Origin of the sequence: Rhodococcus koreensis (genome assembly GCF_017068375.1) — a bacterium.
Taxonomy (GTDB): domain Bacteria; phylum Actinomycetota; class Actinomycetes; order Mycobacteriales; family Mycobacteriaceae; genus Rhodococcus_F; species Rhodococcus_F koreensis.
The window spans coordinates 3,569,637-3,593,248 of sequence record NZ_CP070609.1 but is presented as its reverse complement, the minus strand read 5'-3'; the positions used below and the strand labels follow the sequence as shown (position 1 = coordinate 3,593,248).

General features: G+C 66.3%; 21 protein-coding genes and 1 pseudogene. 15 read left to right on the top strand and 7 right to left on the bottom strand.

Annotated features, from left to right (window positions below; translation table 11 throughout):
- Nucleotides 1-7 precede the first annotated feature (7 nt).
- The 3 genes from JWS14_RS16575 to JWS14_RS16565 all read left to right on the top strand — a co-directional run bounded on the left by JWS14_RS16575 (nt 8) and on the right by JWS14_RS16565 (nt 3,126).
- Complete coding sequence (locus JWS14_RS16575) at nt 8-1,072, top strand: L-idonate 5-dehydrogenase (RefSeq protein ID WP_095861736.1); 1,065 nt, start codon at nt 8-10, stop codon at nt 1,070-1,072.
- Nucleotides 1,073-1,213: 141 nt separating this feature from the next.
- The gene (locus JWS14_RS16570) at nt 1,214-2,422 is read left to right on the top strand and encodes an aspartate transaminase (protein ID WP_206013822.1); all 1,209 of its coding nucleotides are present in this window, start codon (nt 1,214-1,216) and stop codon (nt 2,420-2,422) included.
- 32 nt (nt 2,423-2,454) lie between these two features.
- A complete protein-coding gene (locus JWS14_RS16565; protein WP_206013821.1) occupies nt 2,455-3,126 on the top strand; it encodes a 4-carboxy-4-hydroxy-2-oxoadipate aldolase/oxaloacetate decarboxylase in 672 nt (223 codons plus the stop codon).
- Between the two features lie 30 nt (nt 3,127-3,156).
- On the opposite strand, the gene JWS14_RS16560 is transcribed toward JWS14_RS16565, so the two are convergent.
- The 3 genes and pseudogenes from JWS14_RS16560 to JWS14_RS16550 form a co-directional block, all read right to left on the bottom strand.
- A complete protein-coding gene (locus tag JWS14_RS16560) occupies nt 3,157-3,324 on the bottom strand; it encodes a hypothetical protein (RefSeq protein WP_167372195.1) in 168 nt (55 codons plus the stop codon).
- A 137-nt stretch (nt 3,325-3,461) separates the two neighbouring features.
- Nucleotides 3,462-3,758 (bottom strand): putative quinol monooxygenase, encoded by a 297-nt coding sequence (locus JWS14_RS16555; RefSeq protein ID WP_095861739.1) that lies wholly within the window; start codon nt 3,756-3,758, stop codon nt 3,462-3,464.
- 358 nt (nt 3,759-4,116) lie between these two features.
- Nucleotides 4,117-5,663, bottom strand: a pseudogene (locus JWS14_RS16550) (amidase).
- A gap of 281 nt (nt 5,664-5,944) precedes the next feature.
- On the opposite strand from JWS14_RS16550, the gene JWS14_RS16545 reads away from it, so the two are divergent.
- The 10 genes from JWS14_RS16545 to JWS14_RS16500 all read left to right on the top strand — a co-directional run bounded on the left by JWS14_RS16545 (nt 5,945) and on the right by JWS14_RS16500 (nt 16,865).
- Nucleotides 5,945-6,907: a helix-turn-helix domain-containing protein gene (locus JWS14_RS16545; RefSeq protein WP_072944362.1), complete on the top strand. Its 963-nt coding sequence runs from the start codon at nt 5,945-5,947 to the stop codon at nt 6,905-6,907.
- A gap of 113 nt (nt 6,908-7,020) precedes the next feature.
- Nucleotides 7,021-7,926, top strand: coding sequence for a helix-turn-helix domain-containing protein (locus tag JWS14_RS16540; protein ID WP_371851562.1), 906 nt, complete (start codon nt 7,021-7,023; stop codon nt 7,924-7,926).
- A 153-nt stretch (nt 7,927-8,079) separates the two neighbouring features.
- The gene (gene oxdA, locus JWS14_RS16535) at nt 8,080-9,135 is read left to right on the top strand and encodes an aliphatic aldoxime dehydratase (protein WP_206013820.1); all 1,056 of its coding nucleotides are present in this window, start codon (nt 8,080-8,082) and stop codon (nt 9,133-9,135) included.
- Nucleotides 9,136-9,175: 40 nt separating this feature from the next.
- Complete coding sequence (nthA, locus tag JWS14_RS16530) at nt 9,176-9,799, top strand: nitrile hydratase subunit alpha (RefSeq protein WP_072944368.1); 624 nt, start codon at nt 9,176-9,178, stop codon at nt 9,797-9,799.
- Between the two features lie 25 nt (nt 9,800-9,824).
- Nucleotides 9,825-10,466 carry a nitrile hydratase subunit beta gene (gene nthB, locus JWS14_RS16525; protein ID WP_072944370.1) on the top strand — a complete coding sequence of 214 codons (642 nt, stop codon included), beginning with the start codon at nt 9,825-9,827 and terminating at the stop codon, nt 10,464-10,466.
- 113 nt (nt 10,467-10,579) lie between these two features.
- Nucleotides 10,580-11,806, top strand: coding sequence for a GTP-binding protein (locus tag JWS14_RS16520; RefSeq protein ID WP_206013819.1), 1,227 nt, complete (start codon nt 10,580-10,582; stop codon nt 11,804-11,806).
- A gap of 166 nt (nt 11,807-11,972) precedes the next feature.
- Nucleotides 11,973-13,082, top strand: a complete 1,110-nt coding sequence (gene bar, locus JWS14_RS16515) for a barbiturase (RefSeq protein WP_095861746.1) — start codon at nt 11,973-11,975, stop codon at nt 13,080-13,082.
- Between the two features lie 100 nt (nt 13,083-13,182).
- Nucleotides 13,183-14,688 (top strand): amidase, encoded by a 1,506-nt coding sequence (locus JWS14_RS16510; protein ID WP_072944376.1) that lies wholly within the window; start codon nt 13,183-13,185, stop codon nt 14,686-14,688.
- Nucleotides 14,689-14,697: 9 nt separating this feature from the next.
- Nucleotides 14,698-16,392, top strand: coding sequence for a PucR family transcriptional regulator (locus tag JWS14_RS16505; RefSeq protein ID WP_206013818.1), 1,695 nt, complete (start codon nt 14,698-14,700; stop codon nt 16,390-16,392).
- A gap of 200 nt (nt 16,393-16,592) precedes the next feature.
- On the top strand, nt 16,593-16,865 hold the full coding sequence (locus JWS14_RS16500; protein ID WP_095861748.1) for a hypothetical protein: 273 nt from the start codon (nt 16,593-16,595) through the stop codon (nt 16,863-16,865).
- 15 nt (nt 16,866-16,880) lie between these two features.
- Here JWS14_RS16500 and JWS14_RS16495 read toward each other — a convergent pair whose 3' ends face one another.
- Nucleotides 16,881-17,597, bottom strand: a complete 717-nt coding sequence (locus tag JWS14_RS16495; protein ID WP_095861749.1) for a TetR/AcrR family transcriptional regulator — start codon at nt 17,595-17,597, stop codon at nt 16,881-16,883.
- A gap of 113 nt (nt 17,598-17,710) precedes the next feature.
- Here JWS14_RS16495 and JWS14_RS16490 point away from each other — a divergent pair, with 113 nt between their 5' ends.
- On the top strand, nt 17,711-18,853 hold the full coding sequence (locus tag JWS14_RS16490) for an RNA-guided endonuclease TnpB family protein (RefSeq protein ID WP_206013817.1): 1,143 nt from the start codon (nt 17,711-17,713) through the stop codon (nt 18,851-18,853).
- Nucleotides 18,854-19,001: 148 nt separating this feature from the next.
- Nucleotides 19,002-20,051: an FAD-dependent monooxygenase gene (locus tag JWS14_RS16485; protein ID WP_241031368.1), complete on the top strand. Its 1,050-nt coding sequence runs from the start codon at nt 19,002-19,004 to the stop codon at nt 20,049-20,051.
- Here the strand turns inward: JWS14_RS16485 and JWS14_RS16480 are convergent.
- The 3 genes from JWS14_RS16480 to ahpF all read right to left on the bottom strand — a co-directional run bounded on the left by JWS14_RS16480 (nt 20,016) and on the right by ahpF (nt 23,482).
- Nucleotides 20,016-20,429: a VOC family protein gene (locus JWS14_RS16480; RefSeq protein WP_206013816.1), complete on the bottom strand. Its 414-nt coding sequence runs from the start codon at nt 20,427-20,429 to the stop codon at nt 20,016-20,018. The two genes, JWS14_RS16485 and JWS14_RS16480, sit on opposite strands and share 36 nt — an antisense overlap.
- Nucleotides 20,430-20,530: 101 nt before the next feature.
- Nucleotides 20,531-21,823 carry a CHAT domain-containing protein gene (locus JWS14_RS16475; RefSeq protein WP_420855114.1) on the bottom strand — a complete coding sequence of 431 codons (1,293 nt, stop codon included), beginning with the start codon at nt 21,821-21,823 and terminating at the stop codon, nt 20,531-20,533.
- A 66-nt stretch (nt 21,824-21,889) separates the two neighbouring features.
- The gene (gene ahpF, locus JWS14_RS16470; protein ID WP_206013815.1) at nt 21,890-23,482 is read right to left on the bottom strand and encodes an alkyl hydroperoxide reductase subunit F; all 1,593 of its coding nucleotides are present in this window, start codon (nt 23,480-23,482) and stop codon (nt 21,890-21,892) included.
- Nucleotides 23,483-23,612 lie beyond the last annotated feature (130 nt).

The window sequence follows — 23,612 nt, the reverse complement described above, 5'->3', positions numbered from 1 at the left end:
GCCGGCCGTGACCACTGCGCCGCACCACTCCTCCGCCCCGCTGCCCACCGAGACCCTCGGGGTGGTGGCGCACGCCGCAGGCGACCTGCGTATCGAATCGGTGCCCCTCCGGCGGCCCGAACCGTCCGAGGCGGTCGTCGAGATCGCCTACGGCGGCATCTGCGGATCCGACCTGCACTACTGGACGCACGGCGCCGCCGGCGAGTCGATCCTGAAGGCCCCCATGCTGCTCGGCCACGAGGTGGTGGGAACGGTCGTGCAGGCCGCCGCGGACGGGACCGGCCCCGCCGCGGGTGACACCGTGGCCGTGCACCCCGCGACCCCCGGCGGTCGCGGCGCCAGGTTCCCCGACGACCGTCCGAACCTGTCGCCGGGATGCACCTACCTCGGCAGCGCGGCGCAATTCCCGCACACCGAAGGGGCATTCGCGAAGTACGCGGTGCTGCCGTCGCGGATGCTGCGGCGACTGCCGGCGAACCTGCCGCTGCGCACCGCCGCCGTCGCGGAACCCGCCGCCGTGGCGTGGCACGCCGTGGCCCGCGCGGGCGACGTGGCAGGGAAGAGCGCGCTCGTCGTGGGGTGCGGCCCCATCGGCGCCCTCGTGGTGGCCGTCCTCCGCCGGGCCGGTGCGAGCGAGATCACCGCGGTCGACGTGCACGACTATCCCCGCACGGTCGCGAAGGCGCTCGGCGCGGACACGACGCTGGACGCCGCCGACGCCGTGAGCATCGCCGCCGTCGACGCCGACGTCGTCGTCGAGTGCTCCGGCAACCGCTTCGGACTCGAATCGGCCATTCGCGGCGCGACGCGCGGCGGCAGGATCGTCATGCTCGGACTGCTCCCCACCGGGCTTCAGCCCGCTCCGCTGTCGCTCGTCATCACGCGGGAACTCGAACTCGTCGGTTCCTTCCGGTTCAACGACGAGATCGATGCGGTGCTCGAGGCTCTGGCGGACGGCAGCCTGAACGTCGAACCGGTGATCAGTCACGAGTTCGGCATCGAGGACGGCCTCGAGGCGTTCGCCGTCGCGAAGGACGCGTCCGCGTCCGCGAAGGTGTTGCTGGCGTTCTGATCTCAGTCATGCCGAACGGCTATCACCCGACACACAATCGGTCTTGTACAGGTGTGGTCCCCACCCGATAGCGTGGGTGTCGAGATACCGCCCCCGACTTCCCTGCTTCTTTCGTTCCCACGCCCTCTACCAGGAGGAACTATGTCCACCTTCGTTCCAGCAGCGCGAGTCGACCAGATGCGTGAGTCGCCGAGTGTGGCAGCCGCGCAACGGGTTCGCGAACTCCGGGCGTCGGGGCGGGAGATCCTCGACCTGACGGTCGGAGAGCCCGATTTCGACACCCCGGAGCACATCAAGGCCGCGGCCGTGGCGGCGATGGAGTCCGGTCTCACCAAGTACACCCCCGTCAACGGCATTCCCGCACTGCGGGAGGCGATCTCGAAGAAGATGCTGACCCGCACCGGGGTGGAGTTCGCGGACAACGAGATCACCGTCGGCGGAGGCGCCAAGCAGGTCATCTTCCTCGCGCTGATGGCGACGGTGGAGGAGGGCACCGAGGTGATCGTGCCCGCGCCGTACTGGGTGTCGTACCCCGACATGGTGACCGTGCACGGCGGGACACCCGTCGTCGTCGACTGCCCGGAATCCGACCGGTTCCTGCTCACCGCAGAGAAGCTCGAGGCCGCCATCACCACGGCGACGAAGTGGGTCATCCTCAACGCGCCGTCGAACCCGACGGGCGCCGTGTACAGCGAGCACGAACTGGCGGAACTCGCGAAGGTCCTCGACCGGAACCCGCACGTGAACGTGCTCTGCGACGAGATCTACGACGAGATCGTGTTCACCGATTCACCCGTTCCGAACCTGCTGTCGTCCGCGCCGCACCTGCGCGATCGGATCCTGGTCACCAACGGTGTGTCGAAGGCCTACGCGATGACCGGCTGGCGGCTGGGGTACGGCGTCGGGAACAAGGGCCTGATCGGCGCGATCAACAAGCTGCAGTCGCAGAGTTCGTCCTGCCCGTCGTCGATCAGTCAGGCCGCCGCCGCCGAAGCCCTCACCGGGGATCAGAGTTTCGTCACCACGTCCGTCGCGAGCTATCGCGCCCGGCGTGATGTCACGTTCGAATTATTCTCCGGCATAGACGGTCTCGAACCCGTACTGCCGCAGGGCGCCTTCTACCTGTTCGTCGGATGCGCCGGCCTCGTGGGCAAGCGGACACCCGACGGCACACAGCTCGAAAACGACCAGGACGTGGTGCTGTTCCTCCTCGACCACGCGTCGGTGGCCACCATCCAGGGCTCTGCGTACGGGGCCGAATCCTATTTCCGGGTCTCCTTCGCCACGTCCGAGGACGTGCTCAGGAATGCGGCAGCCGCGGTCGAGAAGGCCGTCGCTTCGCTCAGCTGACCCACCCGCCATCACAGAACTACGGAGACATCATGGTTCACGTCACGACGAAGATCGATCGCGCCGACAAGGCCGCCATCGACAGCCTGGGCGCCTTCTCGGCCGCCACCATCCACGAGGCGCAGGGCCGCAAGGGCGCACTGGATTCGGGGATCAAGCCCATCGACCGCGACATGTCGTTCTGCGGGTCCGCCTTCACCGTCGTGTGCCATCCGCGCGACAACATCATGCTCCAGGTCGCCATCAGCTACGCGCAACCCGGTGACGTGCTCATCGTGTCCTCCGGCGACCAGCCGGCGGGACAGTTCGGCGACGTGCTGGCCAATGCGTGTGTGGCGCGGGGCATCAGCGCACTCGTCACGGACGGCGGCGTGCGGGACAGCAGGGAGATCCGCGAACTCGGGTTCCCCGTCTTCTCCAAGCACGTGTGCATCGAGGGAACGGTGAAGGAATCCCTCGGTCCCGTCAATCAGCCGCTGGTGTTCGGCGGCCAGATCATCTACCCCGGCGACGTCATCAAGGGCGACTGCGACGGTGTGGTCGTGGTCCGGCGCGACGAGGTCCAGTTCGCCGTCGACGCCTCCCGTGAGCGGGACGCCGCCGAGGCCGCCTACATCGAGCGGTACAAGAAGGGCGAAACCCCGATCCAGGTCAGCAACCTCGCCCAGGTGCTCGAGGCGAAGGGTCTCACCGTCGACCAGTGAGCCGGCGGTGTCAGTGCCCTCAGGGCGGTGTCAGGGGGACGTCACAGCGTGGACACCTGCTCCCGAGGGGACTTCGTGGAGAAGATGGTCGTCCTCGCCGGGTGTGTCCGACGCTCCGGTCAGTTCGTCGAGGAGGATGTAACCGCCGTAGCCGAGGCCGGCGACGGCGAGGACAGCGGCGTACAGCCGGTCGAGCATCAGTTTCTCCGTATCGTTTTCGGAAACCCCCGAGCCGGGCAAGTATGCCGCGGCGCGGACAGTCGGGGCCCTACCCGATCGGGTAGGTTTACGGGCAGGATTCGACTGACCGTACGGTAGGAAACCCGGCGGGCGCCCTACTTGACGGCGACCACGTCGACCGGACGAATGTCGGGGTCCCTGGCCAGCAGGTCGGGGCCGACGTTGGCCAGAGCGGCGGGGATCGCTCCGCTCAGGTGCGCCTGCCTGCCGTCCTCGTTCTCGAAGGTGTCGAAGATGCCGTACGTGGTGTCGCTGACCTTGAACGCGTACCAGGTGACGGTGCCTTCCTCCGCCGCGGCCAGGGCGCGCCCCTGCTCCAGGAACGCAGCCAGTTCCTCGCCCTTGCCCGGCTTGGCCTCGAGCAGGGCCAGAATTCCTCTGTCGATCGTCACGATGTCTCCTCCTCGTTCGTTCCGACTCGCGTGCACCCACCTACGACGCTACGAGCGTCGAGCGGGTGACCACCACCCCTCTGACACAAGTTGCGACCGGACTGTTCGTCACCTGGTGGTGACTGTTTCGGTCTCAGGGCTGTCAGCATCGACGTCTCGAAGAATCGGTCGAGTCGTGCGGCGGTTCTCGCGTTCGAGGTCTGCAGGTAACGGTCGATGGCGCGCGCCAGACGCACGCGATATTCGGCCGGTTCGACGCCGAAGTCGCGCCTGATCTTGTCGGCCGGTGGATCCCCGATGGGAAGCCACATGACGGCGAGATCGAGAATCTCGTCGTCCAGAGACAAGCGTGGTGGTGTCATCGAGCGGAACTCATCAAGGCCGGCGGGGAGGGGAAGCCGCCGACAGCCTGTTCATAGGTGTGTGCAACGCGCAGAACCGTGGCGTCGTCGAACGTGTTGCCGACGATCATCAGCCCGGTCGGCAGGCCGTCGACGAGCCCCGCGGGAACCGAGCAGGCGGGGTGACCGGTGACATCGAACGGGGCGGTGTTGCCGACCATTGACAGCGCGACGTCGAGGTAGTCGCCCAATGCCACATCTGCAGGCGGGATCTTCTTCGCGGTATAGGGGACGGTGGGCATGACCAGCACGTCGTAGTCCGTGAGCGCGGCGTCGTAGGCCGCGCGCAGTTCCGGGACGAGTTGGCGCGCCATCGCGTAGTACTTTCCGCCGCCGACCTCGAAGGTGTACCGGCCCGACAGCCCCACCAACTTGACCGTCTCGGACAACTCGTGACCGCGCTCGAGGCGCTGAGCGGCGAAATGCGCGATCAGTTCCGGGTCGTAGAATCCGTCGGTGTTCATGCCGTAGGCGTTGCCGTCGAGCATCTGGTACGCGGCACCCTCGGTCGCGATCACGTTCCAGACGTGCATCGCGTCGAGGTGCCACGGAATCGACACGTGCTCCGCCGCGAGTCCGGCGCTGCGCAGCACGTCGACCGCGGCGTGGACGGCGGCATCGACCTCCGGATCGGACGCTGCGGTGCCGAAGCCCTCGGCCACGACTCCGACGCGCAGCCCGGAGGCCGTTTCGGTGAGCGCCGCCAGGTAGTCGACCGGCTCGACCTGGCGTGATTGCCGTGGATCGGCCCCGTCCGTACCGGCGAGCACACTCAACATGGTGGCCGCGTCGGCGACGGTCCGGGTCATCGGGCCGAGATGGTCGATGGTCCTCTCGATCGGAAATGCACCGGTGTAGGGGACCAGCCCGTGCGTCGGTTTGTGACCCACGATCCCGCAGAATGCGGCAGGAATGCGGATGGAGCCGCCCTGGTCTCCGCCGACGGCCAAATCGACCTCACCGCTGGCGACCAAAGCGCCGGAGCCACTGGAAGATCCACCCGAATTGCGGGTCGTATCCCACGGATTGCGCACCGGTCCCGGCTGCGAGGTGAAACTCCCGCCCGAGAAACACAGATCCTCACATACCGATTTTCCTGCGATCGTGGCGCCGGCATCGAGCAGCCTGCGGACGACCGTGGCGTCCTGCCGCGGGACGAACCCCTCCAGGGTGCGCGATCCGTTCATCATCGGAACACCCGCGACCGCGACGTTGTCCTTGACCGCCACGGTGCGGCCGGCCAGCGGACCCCCAGAGGAGCCGTCGATCGAGGTCGTGACGTACCACGCTCCGAGACGGTTGTGCTCCGGTGCCGGCGGCGCCCAGGATCGCTCGGGGGCCGGTGACGCCGCACGCCGATAGAGCTGCTCGACCGCGATCGGCGCAGTGAGGGTGGCCTCGACGGCGGGGCGAACTCGTCGAGGTCGACGGCGGACAACCCGAATCGGAAATGCTCGTTCAACGCCGCCAATCGGGCGGAATCGGGTGCAGGCAACGAAGTCATGAAGGTGCGCTCCTCAGCTGTGCAGTGGCGCCCGCGGGCACCTGGTCGAGGGCCGGCTGTCGGTCCGGATGCGACGCAGGACCCGCCGGCATTTCCCGGTGTTCTACGAACCGTAGAAGCCGCCGAACCGCAGCGTTTGTCTCAGAGTGACAGCCCGCTTTGCGCTCAGTGCCAACTTCGCCGCCGAGGCCTGTCTCCAGCGGAAACAGTGGTCAGCTGTCATTGACAGTGACGCCGGATTGCTCTTAGCGTGACGTGCAGGCGAGGGAAAGGGGCTGCTCATGCCGTTGTCGCTCGCACCGGGTGGCGAGCACCGCCGCACGGAGGTGATCCGGACAGCTGCCCTCCGAGACTGGGTCGAGGTGATCAGCGAGACCTTCGTGGCATTGAAGATCAGCCCGGGCGAATCCGATCGCTTCGCGGGGGCGGTCCACACCCGGCGATTCGCGCATCTGCTGGCCGCCGACGTCCTGGCCACACCGCAGACCTTTCACAGGACGCCGCAGCTGACCGACCGGCATCCGCTCGACCTCATGCAGATCGGCATGGTCGTCGCCGGTGAGGGACAACTCGTCCAAGACGGACGAACCTGCACACTGCGGCCGGGCGACTTCGCCATCTACGAATCCTCCCGCCCGTTCACCTGGAACCTGCGACCGGAATGGCACCTCCAGGTATTCACGTGGCCGCGCGGTGCCGTCTCGCTGACCGAGGGTGAGTCGCAGAAACTGACGGCACGGACCGTGCGATCCAATTCGGCAGTAGGACAGCTACTGTCGCCGATGCTCGCCGGACTTCTCGCAGTCGAGAAGGAACCGTCGCCAAGCGGTGCGATGCGGCTGGCGGACGGAATTGCAGACCTGGCAATCACCGCCGCACAGGAAGAGGCTGAGCCGGACGATCCCGATGTCACCGCACGCGACCTCTACGCGAACATGCTCCGGTACATCGAGCGGAATCTCGACGACCCGGACCTGTCCCCGCAGCGCATCGCCCATGCGTTCTTCATCTCCACGAGAACCGTTCACAGAGTGTTCGCTCGATTCGGAAACACCGTGGCAGCCACGATCCGGGCACACCGACTCGAGGTCTGCCGTGACGCGATGCTGTCACCGCGCAACGCCTCCCGTTCGCTGACCGATATCGCCGCGCAGTTCGGATTCATCGATCTGTCGGTATTCAGCCGAGCGTTCGCCACCCGATACGGCGTCAGCCCGAGCAGGTACCGGGAATTGCACCGGTAACCGAAGGCTCCCGGGGGAGCGTTGCGCGATCAGACCGAAGAGAGGTACCGATGCTTGTCAGGTCCGGGTTTGCATTACCCGTGCGGACGACACGGGCCTCCGACTGGGAGGACATGCTGCGCGAGCACTTCGTCGCCCTCAGTGTCTCGGGCATCGAAGACCGCCCCCGGTTCACCGGTGCGGTGCGGTCGTCCGAACTTGCTCATCTCAAGGTGTCCACAGTCCAATCGACCGAGCAACGGATCGCCCGCAGCGGCAGCCTGGCCAGAGCCGACCGTGCCGACTACCTCCAGATCGGGCGGATCCGTCGTGGGCGTGCCGTGGTCACCCAGGATGACCGGGAGTGCGTACTCGATCACGACGACTTCGTCCTGTACGACACGTCTCGCCCTTTCGATTGGCGGATCGACGGGCATCCGGATGACGGTTCGTGGGTGCTCGAGGTCTTCACGTGGCCGAGGAGCTCACTGTCGTTCAGCGAAGCGGAGATTCACGACCTCACCGCGATAGCCTTCGACGGCCGTGCCGGAGCCAGTGGGCTTGTGGGCCGGTTCCTTCACGACATCGTGACGAGCCGGATCGCATCCGATGCCGGAGCGGGGAACGCAATCGTGGACGAGGTCGGCGACCTGGTCACTGCCGTCCTGCGGGCCGTCGGCCGGCCGGTCGGCGCGCCACGTTCGAGTACCTACCGCGCAGCGATCACGATGATCGACGAGAGCCTCGGAGATCCATCGCTCTCGCCGTCCGTGATCGCCTCGGCCCTCGGCATTTCCACCCGGCACCTGCACCGGGTATTCGCCGAGCAGGACACGACGGTATCGCGCGTCATCCGAGTGCGGCGACTCGAGCAGTGTCGCCGCGACTTGGCCCAGAGCACGACCCCGGATCGCTCGCTGGGCCAGATCTCTCGCCGTTGGGGTTTCGCCGACCCCTCACTGTTCAGCCGCACGTTCAAGAGCGAGTACGGGATGAGCCCGCGCCAGTACCGGGCGACGGCGGCAGCGCCGCGGACCTGACGTCGGGACGCAACTCGAGTTGTCCCTCTCGTCCAAATACCTGTCTCTCTCGGTCAGATTCGCCGTCGGTCGGGGAGGTAACTTCTGTGTTGCCGGGATTTTCAGCCGCCGACGCGGCGGCCCGCACGCGATGAACCAGAACCAGGAGCCCTCATGGAATCTGCAATCAGCGATCACCTCACCTGCCCCCGCACGTTGACCCGACGCGTCCCGGATGGCTACCAGCCACCCTTTCCGATGTGGGTGGGACGTGCCGCCGAAGAAGTGCAGCAGGTGGTGATGGGATACCTCGGTGTGCAGTTCCGCGGTGACGCGCAACGCCCGGCCGCGCTGCGCGCCATGCGCGACATGGTGGCTGGTTTCGATCTGCCCGACGGCCCGTTGCACTATGACCTGACCCATCACGTCGACAATCAGAGTCATGAGAATCTGATGGTCGTGGGCTATTGGAAAGATATTGCTGCCCATGATCGTTGGCTCCAGTTTCCGGAGGTGGCCGACTGGTGGGCATCGGACGAGAGGCTGTCGGAGGGGCTGGGGTACTTCCGTGAGATCGTGGCCCCGCGGGCCGAACAGTTCGAGACGCTGTACGCGTTCCAGGACGCCCTTCCGGGTGTCGGTGCCGTCATGGGCGGTATCAGCGGCGAGATCAATGAGCACGGCTATTGGGGCTCGATGCGCGAGCGCTTCCCGATCTCCCAGACCGACTGGATCCAGCCGTCGGGTGAATTGCGCGTACTCAGTGGTGATCCCGCCGCAGGTGGCCGCGTGGTGGTTCAGGGTCACGACAACATCGCACTGATCCGCTCCGGGCAGGACTGGGCCGAGGCCGAAACGGCGGAACGCAACTTGTATCTCGACGAGATTCTGCCCACTCTGCAGGACGGCATGGACTTTCTGCGCGACAACGGACAATCGGTGGGCTGCTACAGCAACAGGTTTGTGCGCAACATCGATCTGGACGGAAATTTTCTCGACCAGAGTTACAACATCGGCCACTGGGGTTCGCTGGACAAGCTCGAACGCTGGGCGGAATCTCATCCCACCCACCTGCGAATCTTCACCACTTTCTTCCGCGTCGCAGCCAGCTTGTCGAAACTTCGCCTTTACCATGAAGTCTCGGTATTCGACGCGCGCGACCAGCGATACGAGTACATCAATTGCCATCCGCAGACCGGCATGCTGCGTGATGCGCAGCCGCCGCAGTAGAGCTATTCGCAATTTTCAGCCCCTACAGAGAAGGTGAAGAATGTCGGTAACGATCGAACACACACCAGAGAACGCGACTCCCGCACAGGCACCGGCCGCCGACCGCGCCTGGGCGCTGTTCCGGGCGCTGGACGGCAAGGGATTGGTTCCCGAGGGATACGTCGAAGGCTGGAAGAAGACGTTCGAAGAGGACTTCAGCCCCCACCGCGGCGCAGAACTGGTCGCCCGGGCATGGACCGACGACGAGTTCCGGCAACTTCTGCTCACCGACGGTACCGAGGCCGTCGGCACGTACGGGTACCTGGGACCGCAGGGTGAATACATCGTGGCGCTCGAGGACACGCCCACACTCAAGAACGTGATCGTCTGCTCTCTGTGCTCGTGCACCGCCTGGCCGATCCTCGGCCTGCCGCCGACCTGGTACAAGAGCTTCGAGTACCGCGCCCGCGTGGTTCGTGAACCGAGAAAAGTGCTGTCCGAGATGGGCACCGACATTCCGGAGGGCGTCGAGATCCGGGTGTACGACACCACCGCCGAAACACGCTACATCGTCCTGCCCCAGCGGCCGGCAGGCACCGAGGGGTGGAGCCGGGAGCAACTCCAGCAGATCGTCACCAAAGATTGCCTGATCGGGGTCGCGATCCCGCAGGTTCCGAGCGCCTGAGCACCCGAAGAGAAGGAACAGATCCATGGATGGAGTACACGATCTCGCCGGTGTCCAGGGGTTCGGTAAGGTCCCGCACACCGTCAACGCCGACATCGGCGGACCCTTTCACGCGGAGTGGGAGCACCTCCCCTACAGTCTGCTGTTTCTCGGCGCCGCAGACCTGGGGGCGTTCAGTGTCGACGAGGTCAGGCACGTCGTCGAACGAATGGAACCACGCCACTACATGATGACGCCGTACTACGAGCGGTACGTCATCGGCGTCGCAACCCTGATGGTGGAGAAGGGAATCCTGACCCACGACGAGCTCGAGGCGCTCGCGGGCGGCCCGTTCCCGTTGTCCCTTCCTGCGGAATCGGAAGGCCGGCCGGCGCGGACGGACGGCATCACCTTCGAGGTGGGGCAGCGCGTTCGGGTCCGCGACGAGCACGTGCCCGGGCACATCCGGATGCCGGCATACTGCCGCGGCCGGGTCGGAACGATCACCCACCGCACCACCGAGAAATGGCCGTTCCCCGACTCGATAGGCCACGGGCGCGACGACGCCGGTGCCGAATCCACCTATCACGTCCAGTTCGCGGCGGAGGATCTCTTCGGCGAGGACACCGACGCAGGCAGTGTCGTGGTCGACCTCTTCGAGGGATACCTCGAAAAGGTTGCCGCCTGAACACATCCGACACGATGAACACAGACCGGCGGTGGAAAGCCTGCCCGGAACTCCGCGCCTCCGCCGCCGGTCTGTCGTCGAGTACAACCAGATTCTCCGGAAGGAACCGACCAATGAATGACACGCGCCTCCCCGTCACTGTGCTGTCCGGATTCCTCGGTGCAGGAAAAACGACACTCCTGAACCAGATCCTGCGCAACCGTGAAGGCCGGCGCGTCGCGGTGATCGTCAACGACATGAGCGAGATCAACATCGACAGTGCCGAGGTCGAACGAGAGATCTCGCTGAGTCGATCACAGGAAAAGCTCGTCGAGATGACCAACGGCTGCATCTGCTGCACTTTGCGGGAGGATCTCCTCGACGAGATCAGAACCCTGGCCGCCGACGGACGATTCGACTACCTCCTGATCGAATCGTCCGGCATCTCCGAGCCCCTGCCCGTCGCCGAGACATTCACGTTCATCGACACCGACGGGCACGCGCTTGCCGACATCGCGCGATTGGACACCATGGTGACCGTCGTCGACGGCCACAGTTTTCTCCGGGACTACCGGTCCGGCGATCCCGTCGGGGCCGACGCTCCCGAGGATGAACGCGACATCTCCGATCTTCTGGTCGATCAGATCGAGTTCGCCGACGTGGTCTTGATCAGCAAAGCCGACCTCGTCTCCGCCGAGCACCTCGCCGAGCTGACCGCCTTGATTCGATCGCTGAACAAGACCGCGGACATCCACGCGATATCTCACGGACACGTCCCACTCGACGCCATCATGGATACCGGCCTGTTCTCCTTCGACAGGGCAGCCCAGGCGCCCGGCTGGCTGCAGGAACTCCAGGGAGAGCACACCCCCGAGACCGAGGAATACGGAATCGGTTCGGTCGTCTACCGCGAACGCGCCCCCTTCCACCCGGGGCGGCTACACCGGTTCCTCACCGGCGACTGGACGAACGGCAGACTTCTCCGCGCCAAAGGGTACTTTTGGAACGCCGGCCGGTTCACCGAGATCGGCAGCATCTCCCAAGCCGGTCACATGATCCGACACGGGTACGTCGGACGGTGGTGGAAGTTCCTCCCCGACAGCTACTGGCCGGAAGACGACTACCGCCGCCAGGGAATTCTCGACAAATGGGAAGAACCGGTCGGTGACTGCCGACAGGAACTCGTCTTCATCGGCCAAGGCATCGACGCCGACACCCTTCGGCATCAGCTCGACATCTGTCTCCTCACCACCGCGGAAATCGACTTTGGTCCCGACACGTGGTCGGGGTGGCCCGACCCCCTCGGCGCCGGTCACTCCGATCACGTGACCAGCCAGGTAGCCCAGACGAGCACCCTCTGATCCTGTCACCAGCGGCACTGGCCAACTCTGCCCAATGTGAGTTCTGGTTTGGGCAAACTTTGCCAATGTCCGAAGGTGCTCGCCCTCATAGCGTGGGCTGCGTTGGAGTTCCGATCGCCACCGGCTGATCTCGACTACCCGCAAGCCACGTATAGAGGAGATGTCAATGCCCGAAGCAATCGAGGTCCGCAAGGTTCCCCTGCACAGCGTGTCCGACGCCGGCGAGCTGGCGAAGCTCATCGACGACGGTGTGTTCGAAGCGGACCGCGTCGTCGCAGTCATCGGCAAGACCGAGGGCAACGGCGGCGTCAACGACTACACGCGCATCATCGCGGACCGGGCCTTCCGTGAGGTCCTCTCCGCCAAGGGCAGCCGAAGCGCGGACGAGGTGGCCGGGGTGCCCATCGTCTGGTCCGGCGGTACCGACGGTGTGATCAGCCCGCACGCAACGATCTTCGCAACCGTGCCGGCGGAGAAGGCGGTGAAGACCGAAGAGCCGCGACTGACCGTCGGTGTCGCGATGAGTGAGCAACTTCTCCCCGAAGACATCGGTCGCACGGCGATGATCACCAAGGTGGCAGCAGCGGTGAAGATGGCGATGGACAACGCCGGAATCACCGACCCCGCCGACGTGCACTACGTGCAGACGAAGACGCCGTTGCTGACGATCCACACCATCCGGGACGCCAAGAGCCGCGGCGAGACGGTGTGGACCGAGCAGACGCACGAGTCGATGGACCTGTCGAACGGTGGTACGGCACTGGGGATTGCCGTCGCCCTCGGCGAGATCGAGATGCCGGGCGATGCCGACGTCATGCACAGCCGGGACCTCTACTCGTCGGTCGCATCCTGCTCCTCGGGTGTCGAGTTGGACCGGGCTCAGATCGTGGTGGTGGGCAACGCGCGCGGTGTCGGCGGCCGCTACCGGATCGGGCACAGCGTGATGAAGGATCCGCTCGATCAGGACGGCATCTGGTCGGCGATCCGGGATGCGGGACTCGAGCTGCCCGAGCGGCCCCACACGAGCGACCTGGGCGGCCGGCTCGTCAATGTCTTCCTCAAGTGCGAGGCGAGTCAGGACGGGACGGTGCGCGGCCGCCGCAACGCGATGCTCGACGACTCGGACGTGCACTGGCACCGTCAGATCAAGTCGTGCGTAGGCGGTGTCGCGTCGTCGGTCACCGGTGACCCGGCGGTGTTCGTGTCCGTGTCGGCCGCACATCAGGGCCCGGAGGGTGGCGGCCCCGTCGCCGCCATCGTCGACCTCGGCCAGTAGTTCCTGGTCGCACCGTGAACGAGGGTGCGTGGCCGCCACCGGGCCGCTGCGCACCCTCGATCGCCGGCATTCGCTTCCGAAACCGTGGAGAGGTTCACAAGTGTCACACGTCATCGATCCCGTCGACGCGGGCGATTCGCCCCGGACTGACGTCGAACCCTTCGGCGGTCCAGGAGGATACGACGACCTCGTCATGTGCGACGCGCTGACGCTCAGCGGCTTGATCAAGAGCCGCGAGGTGTCGTGCGTCGACGTCATGACTGCCTATCTCGACCACATCGAACGGCACAATGGCAGTGTCAACGCCATCGTTGCCCTGCGGGGCCGGGACGAGTTGCTGGCCGAGGCGCGCGAACGGGACCATCAGCTCGCCGACGGGCACTACCTCGGCTGGATGCACGGGTTCCCGCACGCCGTCAAGGATCTCTCGGCGGCCAAGGGGCTTCCGTTCACGTCCGGATCACCCATTTTCGCCGACCGGATCGCCGACGCGGACGATCTGTTCGTCGCGCGGATCAAGGCGGCGGGTGCCATCGTCATCGGCAAGACGAACACCCCCGAATTCGGACTCGGGTCCCAGACGTACAACCCGGTATGGGGTACGACGGCGACACCGTACGACACGTCACGCACCGCAGGTGGAAGCAGCGGCGGTGCCGCCGCGGCCCTGGCATTGCGGATGGTCCCGGTTGCCGACGGCAGCGACTACATGGGGTCGCTGCGAAATCCGCCGGCCTTCAACAATGTTGTGGGATTTCGTCCTTCCTGGGGACGCATCCCCGAGGCAGGCTTCATCGCTCAGGGCGCGGTGGTCGGCCCGATGGGTCGGTCGGTTGCCGACGTGGCGCAACTCCTGTCGACGATGGCAGGGCCCGACGCAGGCGCCCCGCTCGGCATCGGCGAGGATCCCGAGGTCTTCACGCGGAACCTCGAGCGGGACTTCCGCGGAACGCGGATCGCATGGGTGGGCGACTGGGACGGGTACCTGGCGACGGAACCCGGAGTTCTCGAGCTGTGCGAGTCCTCGTTCGACGCATTCCGGAACATCGGCTGCCACGTCGAGGCGGCGCTTCCCGACTACAAGCCCGAAGACATCTGGCAGCTCTTTCTGAGATGGCGCTGGTGGGCACAGCTCGGCCTGGTCGACCTCTACGACGCCCCGCAGACACGCGAGCAGATGAAGCCCGAATTCGTGTGGGAGATGGAACACGGAATCGCACTGTCCGCGCTCGACGTCACCAAGGCCGCGGCGGCCCGCAACGATTGGCAGGCCGCACTCACGAAGATGTTCGAAACGTATGACTACATCCTCGCGCCCAGTGCTCAGGTGTTCCCCTTCGACAAGTCCACACACTGGCCCACCGAGATCGCCGGCCGGCCCATGGACACCTACCACCGGTGGATGGAGACCGTCGCACCGTGGACGATGACGAGCCTCCCGGTTGCCGCGATGCCGGTCGGTTTCGATGGCCGCGGGCTCTCGATGGGAATTCAGATAATCGGCCGACACGGCGCTGACCGAGCCGTCCTCCAACTCGCCCACGCGTACGAGCAGAAGACGAAGTGGACGCAGCGCGTGCTTCCGCCGGCACTCCTCTCGAACTGAGCTGCACCCGTGGACGCAGTCGATCTGCCGTCACCTGCCGGATACGCGTTGACGATTCGGGAGGTGCTGACCCTCCCCAGCTTGGCCGGCTCCACGCTCATCGCGGGGGCGGGCGGACTGGAGCAGACCGTTCAGCGGGTCAACGTCATCGAGGTGCCGGACATCCTGCCGTGGGTTAAACCCAACGAACTGTTGATCACCACGGGGTTCCCTCTGCGACATGCAGATTCGGGCGAGCCGTTCGACCCCCTCGCGCTGGTCGAACTCGTCGAGGGCCTCGCCCGGTGCGGCGCAGCCGCACTCGGTGTCAAGGAGGGCCGGTACCTCGGCGATCTCCCTGCCGCGATGCTCGAGGCATCGGACCGTCTCGAAATCCCGCTGTTTCTCATCCCACACGACATCGGTTTCGACGAGGTGATGTCCGAGGTGTTCACACACCTCGTCGATCGGCAGGCGTTCGCCCTCGACGTTGCCGATCGCATGCACCGTGCCTTGACGAAGATCGTCCTCGAAGGTGGCGACCTGCCGCAGATTGCGGACGAGGTCGCCGCGCTGTTCGACGCTGCGGTGCTGATCTGCACACCGGACGGGCGGGTCAACGCGTCAGCGGGTACGACGGCCAATCTGCAGGTGTTGGAGGGGCTGCCGCTGTTCGACCCGTCCGGCCGGCTTCGCACCGAGCGTCTGCGCCACGGCCTGCAGCCGGCGCCGGGCACGGAGGCCGGCCAGATCGCCGTCGCACCGGTTCACGCGGGCGGGACCGAACACGGCGTCATCGTCGCCTTCGTGGGCGACGGCGGATTGGGCTCCGTCGCCGTGCAAGCGCTGGAGCGAGCCGCAACCGTTGTCGCGCTGGCGGTGACCAAGCAACTCGCCGTGTCGGCGGTCGAGTCAAGGTTTCACGGCGACTTTCTGCGCGACGTACTCAACGGGAATGCCGGTACGGTTGCACAGATTACGGAGCACTGCGCGCAGCTCGAATGGGACGTGAACCGCGCCATGGTGGTCGTTGTCGCGGAGCTCGACCCGGACCCCGCTCGCTCGACCGTCGGCCCCGCGATACGGCCGCCGGGTGCCGGACGGATGCCGCAACAAAGACTCACTGCTGCCTGGAAACAAGTGGTCCGGCGCAGGGACCGGTACGCACCGGTGGTCGGGTTCAGCCACGAGGTGGTGGTGTTGATGCCGGTCGGTGACGAGGACTCGAGAATTGTCGTCGACGATCTGATTGCGGCCGTCACCGGTGACCGTGGAGGCGGCAGGCATTCGTTCTGCACCGGCGTGAGCCGGGTCATCGGTTCGGCTGCAGACATTCCGCAGGCGTACGACCAGGCACGTAAGGCAGTGACGGTGGGGCGGCGCATGCGCGGAAACGGTTCTGTCGCACACTTCGACAGCCTGGGCGTCCACAGACTGCTCTCCCTGGTCGACGACAGCGCCGAGCTCCGATCGTTCGCCACCGAGATCCTCGGGTCGCTGGCGGGCGACGCAGACGAGGCGATCGATCTCCGCCAGACGATGCAGGCACTCCTGGACACCAACTGCAACGTCGCCGAGACTGCACGCGTCCTGCATTTCCACTACAACACGCTGCGATACCGAATCGGCAAGTTGGAGAGCATCGTCGGCCCGTTCACGACGGATCCCATTCTGCGCCTGGACGTCGCGCTCGCATTGAGGGTAGTGGAGATGGAGGGCTTGTGACCGATCACCACGATATCCGGGCCCGGCGGCGAGAGCATCGGCGATATTTGCTCAACCGGTGGGAAATCTTGGTAAATGGCTACTATCCCCGCACCCGCGCATCGGTGGAAAGCTGAGCGCAGCGTGCAGAAACAGCGCCAATGCAAAAGTCCCGCGGATGAACTCGTCCTCTCCGTCCACCGCTCTGTGATAGGACAGCAATGAACGCTCTGCTCTACCCAGGCATTGTGCTTCTCATTGTCTCCAACGTGCTGATCCCCCCGTCCCTTCTGCGTGTCCACACCGGAACCAGTCAGCTTCTGAGCTGGAATGTCACCCTGTCAGTGACAGGTGCGGCGACGATGCTGGTGAGCGCGTTGACTTCCACGGATGCATCGATGGGGCAGCGTTGGGCCACAGCGCTTGCCGGACTTCTGTGCGGCGGCGTCCTGGCTGTGACAATCGCCGTGTTGCTCAGGCCTCGATCCACCTGATCGGGCCGCGGCCCGCTATTCGGCGCGCTCCGCGACGAGTGCGGCGAGGCCGTCGAAGATCCGGGCCAGGCCGAATTCGAGCGCGTCGTCCTGCCCGGACGAGGAGCGGGCGGAGGCGAAGGCGGCCGCCGCCTCGGGATAGCGTTCGGAGTTGTCGGTGAGGATTCCCGTCATGAGCGCGTTCAGGGCCTTCTCGGGTGTGTCGGTTTCGGCGCCGGGGGCCGTCGACTGCTGAGCGAGGCTGCGGACGTGGCCGGTGATCAGGACGACCGAATCCAGTCGTTCTCCGCCGGTGAGCCCGGTGCCGCTCAGTGCCGAGAGGCCGGTTTCGAGCCAGCCCAGTTCGTTCGGTCCCATCACGCGGGGGCCGACGGCGACGTCCACGACCCACGGATGCCGTCGCAGACCCGCCCACATGCGCAGTGCCCACTCGTGGAGCGCTGCGCGCCAGCCGCCGTCGATCTCGGACAGGTCGGGTGCGGGTCCGAGAGCGGCATCGAGCATGAGGGCGGTCAGCTCGGCCTTCCCCGGGGTGTAGCGGTAGAGGGACATCTTGGTGAACCCGAGGTCCTCCGCGAGGCGCTGCATCGACAGCGTGGCGAGGCCCTCCGCATCGGCCATCGAGATGGCGGTGGCGACGATCCGCTCGAGGCTCAGCGCCGGCTTGGGGCCGCGCTTCGGTCTGTCCGGTGATCCCCAGAGCAGCTCGGCGGTACGGGGCTGGGTGACCATCTTGCGCTCCTCCGGCCGACTCTTGATCCGTGAGTCTTTCGGCGCAAACCGGGTCCTTCAGGGCCGGGATGGCCGATCTGGATCTGTCGGACTGTGGGGCTAGTGTCTGGGTCATGGCGGGGAGGGTGGTGAAGCGGGCGTTCAAGTTTCGTTTCTATCCGACTGTGGTGCAGGCGGAACAGCTTGCCCGGACGTTCGGGTGCACCCGGTATGTCTACAACCGGGCGTTGGCCGAGCGGACGCGGGCATGGTCGCAGGAGCAGCGTCGGGTGACCTACAGCGACACGTCGAAGATGCTCACCGGATGGAAGCGGGACGCTGAGACGGAGTGGTTGGCGGAGCCGTCGAAGGGGCCGTTGCAGGAATCGCTGCGGCAGTTGCAGGGCGCGTTCGAGAGGTTCTGGCGCACGCAGGCCGGCTACCCGCAATTCAAGAGGAAGGGCCAGTCGAAGGAGTCGGCGACCTACTACTCGAACTGCTTCACCTACCGCGGCGGGCAACTCCGGTTGGCCAAGCAGTCCGAACCCCTGGATATTCGGTGGTCGAGGCCGTTGCCCGAGGGGGCGACGCCGTCGCAGGTGACGGTGTCGCGTAATGCTCGTGGTCAGTACCACATCTCGATCCTCGTCGAGGACACGATCACCGAACTCGGGTCGACGGGTCGGGTGGTCGGGCTCGATGCCGGGATCACCAGCCTGTACACGCTCTCGACGGGGGAGAAGATCACCAACCCGCGCCATGAGCGCACGGATCGTGAGCGGCTGGCGAAGGCGCAACGGATGCTGGCCAAGAAGCAGAAGGGATCCCGGAACCGGGCCAAGGCCCGACTGAAGGTCGCGAAGATTCATGGTCGGATCGCCGATCGGCGGCGCGATTATCTGCACACACTCTCCACTCGGCTGGTGCGCGAAAATCAAGTGATCGCCATCGAGGATCTGAGTGTGCGGAACATGGTCAAGAATCGGTCGTTGTCTCGGGCGATCTCGGATGCGGGGTGGTCCGAGTTCCGGTCGATGCTCGAGTACAAGGCCGACTGGTACGGGCGGCGGGTGGTGGTGATCGACCGGTTCTGTCCGTCGTCGAAGACCTGCTCGGTGTGCGGGGAGATCGCGTCGACGATGCCGCTGGATGTGCGGGTGTGGACGTGCCGGTGCGGCGTCGTCCACGATCGGGACGTGAACGCGGCGAGGAATATTTTGGCCGTCGGACTGACGGTGGCAGCCTGCGGAGACGGTGTGAGACCGCCCCGCACCTAACGTGCGGGGAGGCGACTGTCGGTGAAACAGGAACCTCGAGACGCGAGTCCCGAGGGGAATCTCGGTCGTTCACGGCCGAGAGGAAGTCAACCGGAATAGTGTCTACCAATGCCAGGCCGTCGACTTCGAAGGCGAGGTGCACCGGCGGGTGCTGGAGAGGATGGGGATTCTCGACGAGGTGCGCCGCAGGCAGACCGGAAAGACGGACCTCCGGATCGTGGACGAGCGCGACAAGCACCTGGCGACGATGCCCGGTGAGTTCATCGGCGGGGACGTCGAGATCCTGCGGGGGGACCTGACCGAGATCCTCTACGAACGGACCGCGGATTCGTGCGAGTACCTCTTCGGTGATTCCGTCACCGCGGTCACCGACACGGAGTCCGGTGTCGAGGTCATGTTCGAGAAATCGCACGCACGCCGTTTCGATCTGGTGTTCGGCGCCGACGGCATCCACTCGGCGGTGCGCAAACACGGGTTCGGGCCGGAGGAGGACTTCGTCCGATTCCTCGGGTACTACTACGCCGTCGTCGGCACCACGGCCGCGGTGACTGCGGCGTCGCCCGACCGGGAACGCGCGACGGGATGGATGTACAACGAACCCGGAAGGATGGCCGTCGTCGGTGGACCGAAGGCTCCCGAATTGTTCGTCTTCGCCTCCGACCCGATCGACTACGACCGTGGCGACATCACCGAGCAGAAGCGACTGCTGGCCGCCGCGTACGCAGGTGCAGGCTGGCGCGTGCCCGGGTTGCTCGCGCGCCTGGACGACGCGCCGGACTTCTATCTCGACTCGATCGCGAGGGTCGAGACCGACACCTACACCGCCGGACGCGTCGCCCTACTCGGCGATGCCGCGTACGGAAACACGCTGGGCGGCTTCGGGACCGGACTCGCCCTCGTCGGTGCGTATGTGCTCGCGGGCGAACTCGCCGCCACCGGTGGCGACCACCGCGTGGCGTTCGGACGCTACGACGAGCAGATGCACCGGTATGCGAAGGTCGCCCGCAAGGCCGGTGCCGGACCGTTTCTCGCGCCGAAGTCGCCGACTCGCATCAGGCTGCGGAATTGGACGTTCAAGTCCAAGGCCCTGTTCGGCCTGATGATGAAGCTGACCGACTCCTTCGCCACCGACATCGACCTGCAGGACTACCCGGCGCTGCGATCAGCTGGGCGTCCCGGCAATGTTGACCATCCATGAGATACCGAATTGGTCGGTACAGGCACCGAATTCGTCTCCCCACATCTGCTTTTCGAGGGGCACCGACACGGAGCCGGCATCCGAGAGCTTGGCCCAGTAACCGCGGAGCAGGTCGCCGTCGTCGCCGCTCAGGCTCACCGCGATGTTGGTGCCCGGGTTGTGTTCCATGCCGGGCGGCGTGTCTGCCCCCATGAGGGTGAACCCGTTGTCGGATTCGAGCATGGCGTGCATGATCTTGTCGGCTCCTTCGGCGTCCGGGGCGCCGAACTCACCGAATGTGCTCACCGCCAGAGTGCCACCGAAGACGTCCTTGTAGAACTCCATTGCCTGCCGAGCGTCGCCGTTGAAGCTGATGTAGGGGTTGAGACGAGAGGTCATGGGGCATGCTCCTTCTAGGTGCCGGAACCGACAGCAACGACGGTACAACGACCGACCGACACGATGTGGGGAACGCAAAGCTCGGTACTGCACCAGGTGTTTCAGAGCACCGCGACGGTCGCGAACGCCGTCCAGAGCACCGGTGAATGCTCGATCGACCGTTCGTCCCGCCAGGCGGCGACCCGGTCGCGCTGCCACGCGCAGAGCGCGCCGACCGCGTCGGGCAGTTCGTGTGCCGCGTCGATCGAACAGATGGCGTCCTGCAGCGGGCGCGCGTGCGGTGTGGCGCCGGCGATGCGCTGGAACGCGAGGTCGGTGGGAAGTGCCCAGCGGCTGGCGGTGACGAGTTCCGCCCCGCCGGCGATCATCGCGGAGACCAGTCCGAGGGCCTCGCTGAACCGCAGGTCGCCGCCGCTCTCGCAGGCGATGAGCGCAACCCGGCTCGGGATCGGCCACAGGTCGGCGCCGCGGATCGGTTCGTCGGTGAGTGTGTGCGTTCCCAGCAGGAGGTCTTTCGCGGACAACGGCCGGTGCGCGCGCGTCGGCTCCGCGAATCCGACGGCGTCGGCGGAGCAGGCGAGGTGCAGTTCGGCGTGCTCGCTCTGACCGGATTCGGGTACCGCCGCGGTGACGTGCCCGACGTACACCAGCCGGCCCGCGCCCTCGCGCAACGCCGCACCGAGCCATGCCCGGTCGACGTCTTCGCGGCGGAACACGTCCAGTGGTCCGTCCACGGCGGGAAGCAGCCGGCCCTCGTCGGCGTACGTCGCGATCCGCTGCGACAGCGGGCTGTCCGCGGCCATCCGCCCCAGGACGGAACCGAGAACCGAATCGGCGCGGAACCCCGGAACCCGGGGGTCGAGGACCGCGACGACGGGAAGCCGGCGGCCGTCCGTCCAGGTTCGGACCGGGCGACCGGGTGAGTGCACGATGCTGAGCGGGGCCAGCAGGCTGACGTCCGCGATGTCGACGAGACGAAGCCCGGCGTCGGGGGCGATCAGTTCCCACGGCACCTGCGCGACCCGGGGTGACGGCTGGATCCGGAGATGGGGGCGCACGCCGCGGGTGAACAGCTCGTGCAACTGCCGGGCGAGGCCGAACGGGAGAAACGTGCGCGAGAGGAGTTGAGCCAGATCGTGTTCGGACTCGTAGCCGGAGAACGCGCCCGTGGTCAGCGAACGGTGCAGCCCCTGCGGGTCCGTGAGGTCGGGCAGGGCCCGGGCCAGCGCGGCGACGGCCTCGTCCACCTGCGCGGCGGGGGCGACGCCGACACCGCCGGGGTGGGAGTCGTGGGTCCACCGCCACGACGTGTACAGGTCGCCGGCGTCGGCCATCCGCACGATCGCGGTGGGCTGCTCGTGCGAGGTCGGCGGGTGGGACAGGTGAGTCGGCACCGCCCCAGCATTCCCTACCCACCCGGGCGGTGGCGTGCGTGCCACGCACCCGGGTGGGTGACCGAACTAGCCGACGGTTGCGGCGGCGGAATCCTCGGCAGGCACACCCGTTCGGATGAGCCGATCGAATGCGCTCAGCGCTGCCGTCGCGCCGGCACCGGCGGCGATCACGATCTGCTTGTACGGCACGGTGGTGCAGTCGCCGGCGGCGAACACGCCGGGGACCGACGTCTGGCCGCGGTCGTCGATCGCGATCTCGCCGCGATCGGACAGCTCGATGCTCCCGGCCAGCCACTCGGTGTTGGGCAGGAGACCGATCTGGACGAATACCCCCTCGACGTCGAGCGTGTGAGCGGTATCGGTCGTGCGGTCCTGGTACGCCAGACCGGTGACCTTGTTGCCGTCCCCGACGACCTCCGTCGTGAGCGTGCTCAGGAGGATGTCCGCGTTGGGGAGGCTGCGCAGTTTGCGCTGCAGCACCTCGTCGGCGCGGAGCACGGAGTCGAACTCGATGAGCGTGACGTGCTCGACGAGTCCGGCGAGATCGATCGCGGCCTCCACTCCGGAGTTGCCGCCACCGATCACGGCGACGCGCTTGCCCTTGAACAGCGGTCCGTCGCAGTGCGGGCAGTAGGTGACGCCCTTGTTCCGGTACTGGTCCTCGCCGGGCACGTTCATCGAGCGCCACCGTGCACCCGTCGACAGGATGACGGTCCGTGCGAGAAGGGAGGCACCGCTTTCCAGTTCGATCTCGACGAGACCGTTCTCGGTGGCAGCGGGCACGAGCTTCGCGGCCTTCTGGGTGTTCATGATGTCGACGCCGTACTGGCGGACGTGATTCTCGAGCGCAGACCCGAACTGGGGGCCCTCCGTGTAGGGAACGGAGATGAAGTTCTCGATCGCCATGGTGTCGAGCACCTGGCCGCCGAAGCGCTCGGCGGCGATACCGGTGCGAATTCCCTTGCGCGCGGCGTACACCGCGGCCGCGGCACCGGACGGGCCACCGCCGACGACGAGCACGTCGAACGGGTCCTTCTGCGCGATCGCGGTGGCGGCGCGGTCGGCGGCACCGACGTCGAGCTTGCCGATGATCTCCTCGAGGCTCATCCGGCCGGAGCCGAAGAGCTCGCCGTTGACGAAGACCGTCGGCACGGCCATGATCTGGCGGCCGTCGACCTCGTCCTGGAACAGGGCGCCGTCGATCGCGACGTGGCTGATGCGCGGATTGAGCACGGACATCAGGTTCAGGGCCTGCACCACGTCCGGGCAGTTCTGGCAGGACAGCGAGAAGTAGGTCTCGAAGTAGAAGTCGCCGTCGAGGTTGCGGACCTGCTCGAGCAGTTCGGGGGACTCCTTCGACGGGTAACCGCCGACCTGGAGCAAAGCGAGTGCGAGCGAGGTGAATTCGTGGCCGAGCGGGATCCCGGCGAAGCGGACCTCGATGTCGGTGCCACTGCGGCGGACGGCGAAGGACGGGCGTCGCGCGTCGTCGTCGCGGCGTTCGTAGGTGACCTTGTCCGACATCGCCGCGATCTCGGTGAGCAGTTCGGCGAGTTCGGTGGACTTGGGGCCGTCATCGAGTGAGGAGACGAGCTCGATCGGCAGGGTCAGCCGTTCGAGCAGGGACTTCAATTGGCCGGCGAGCGAGGCTTCGAGCATGCGGATCTACTCCATCGATCGGGGAGGAAAGGGATCGGAAACCGGAAACCAGCTCTGGGCGGTCCGGAAAGTGTTGGTGCGACACCGATTGCCCCCCACGGGAGCGGAGCACCGGGAACCGCGCGCACGG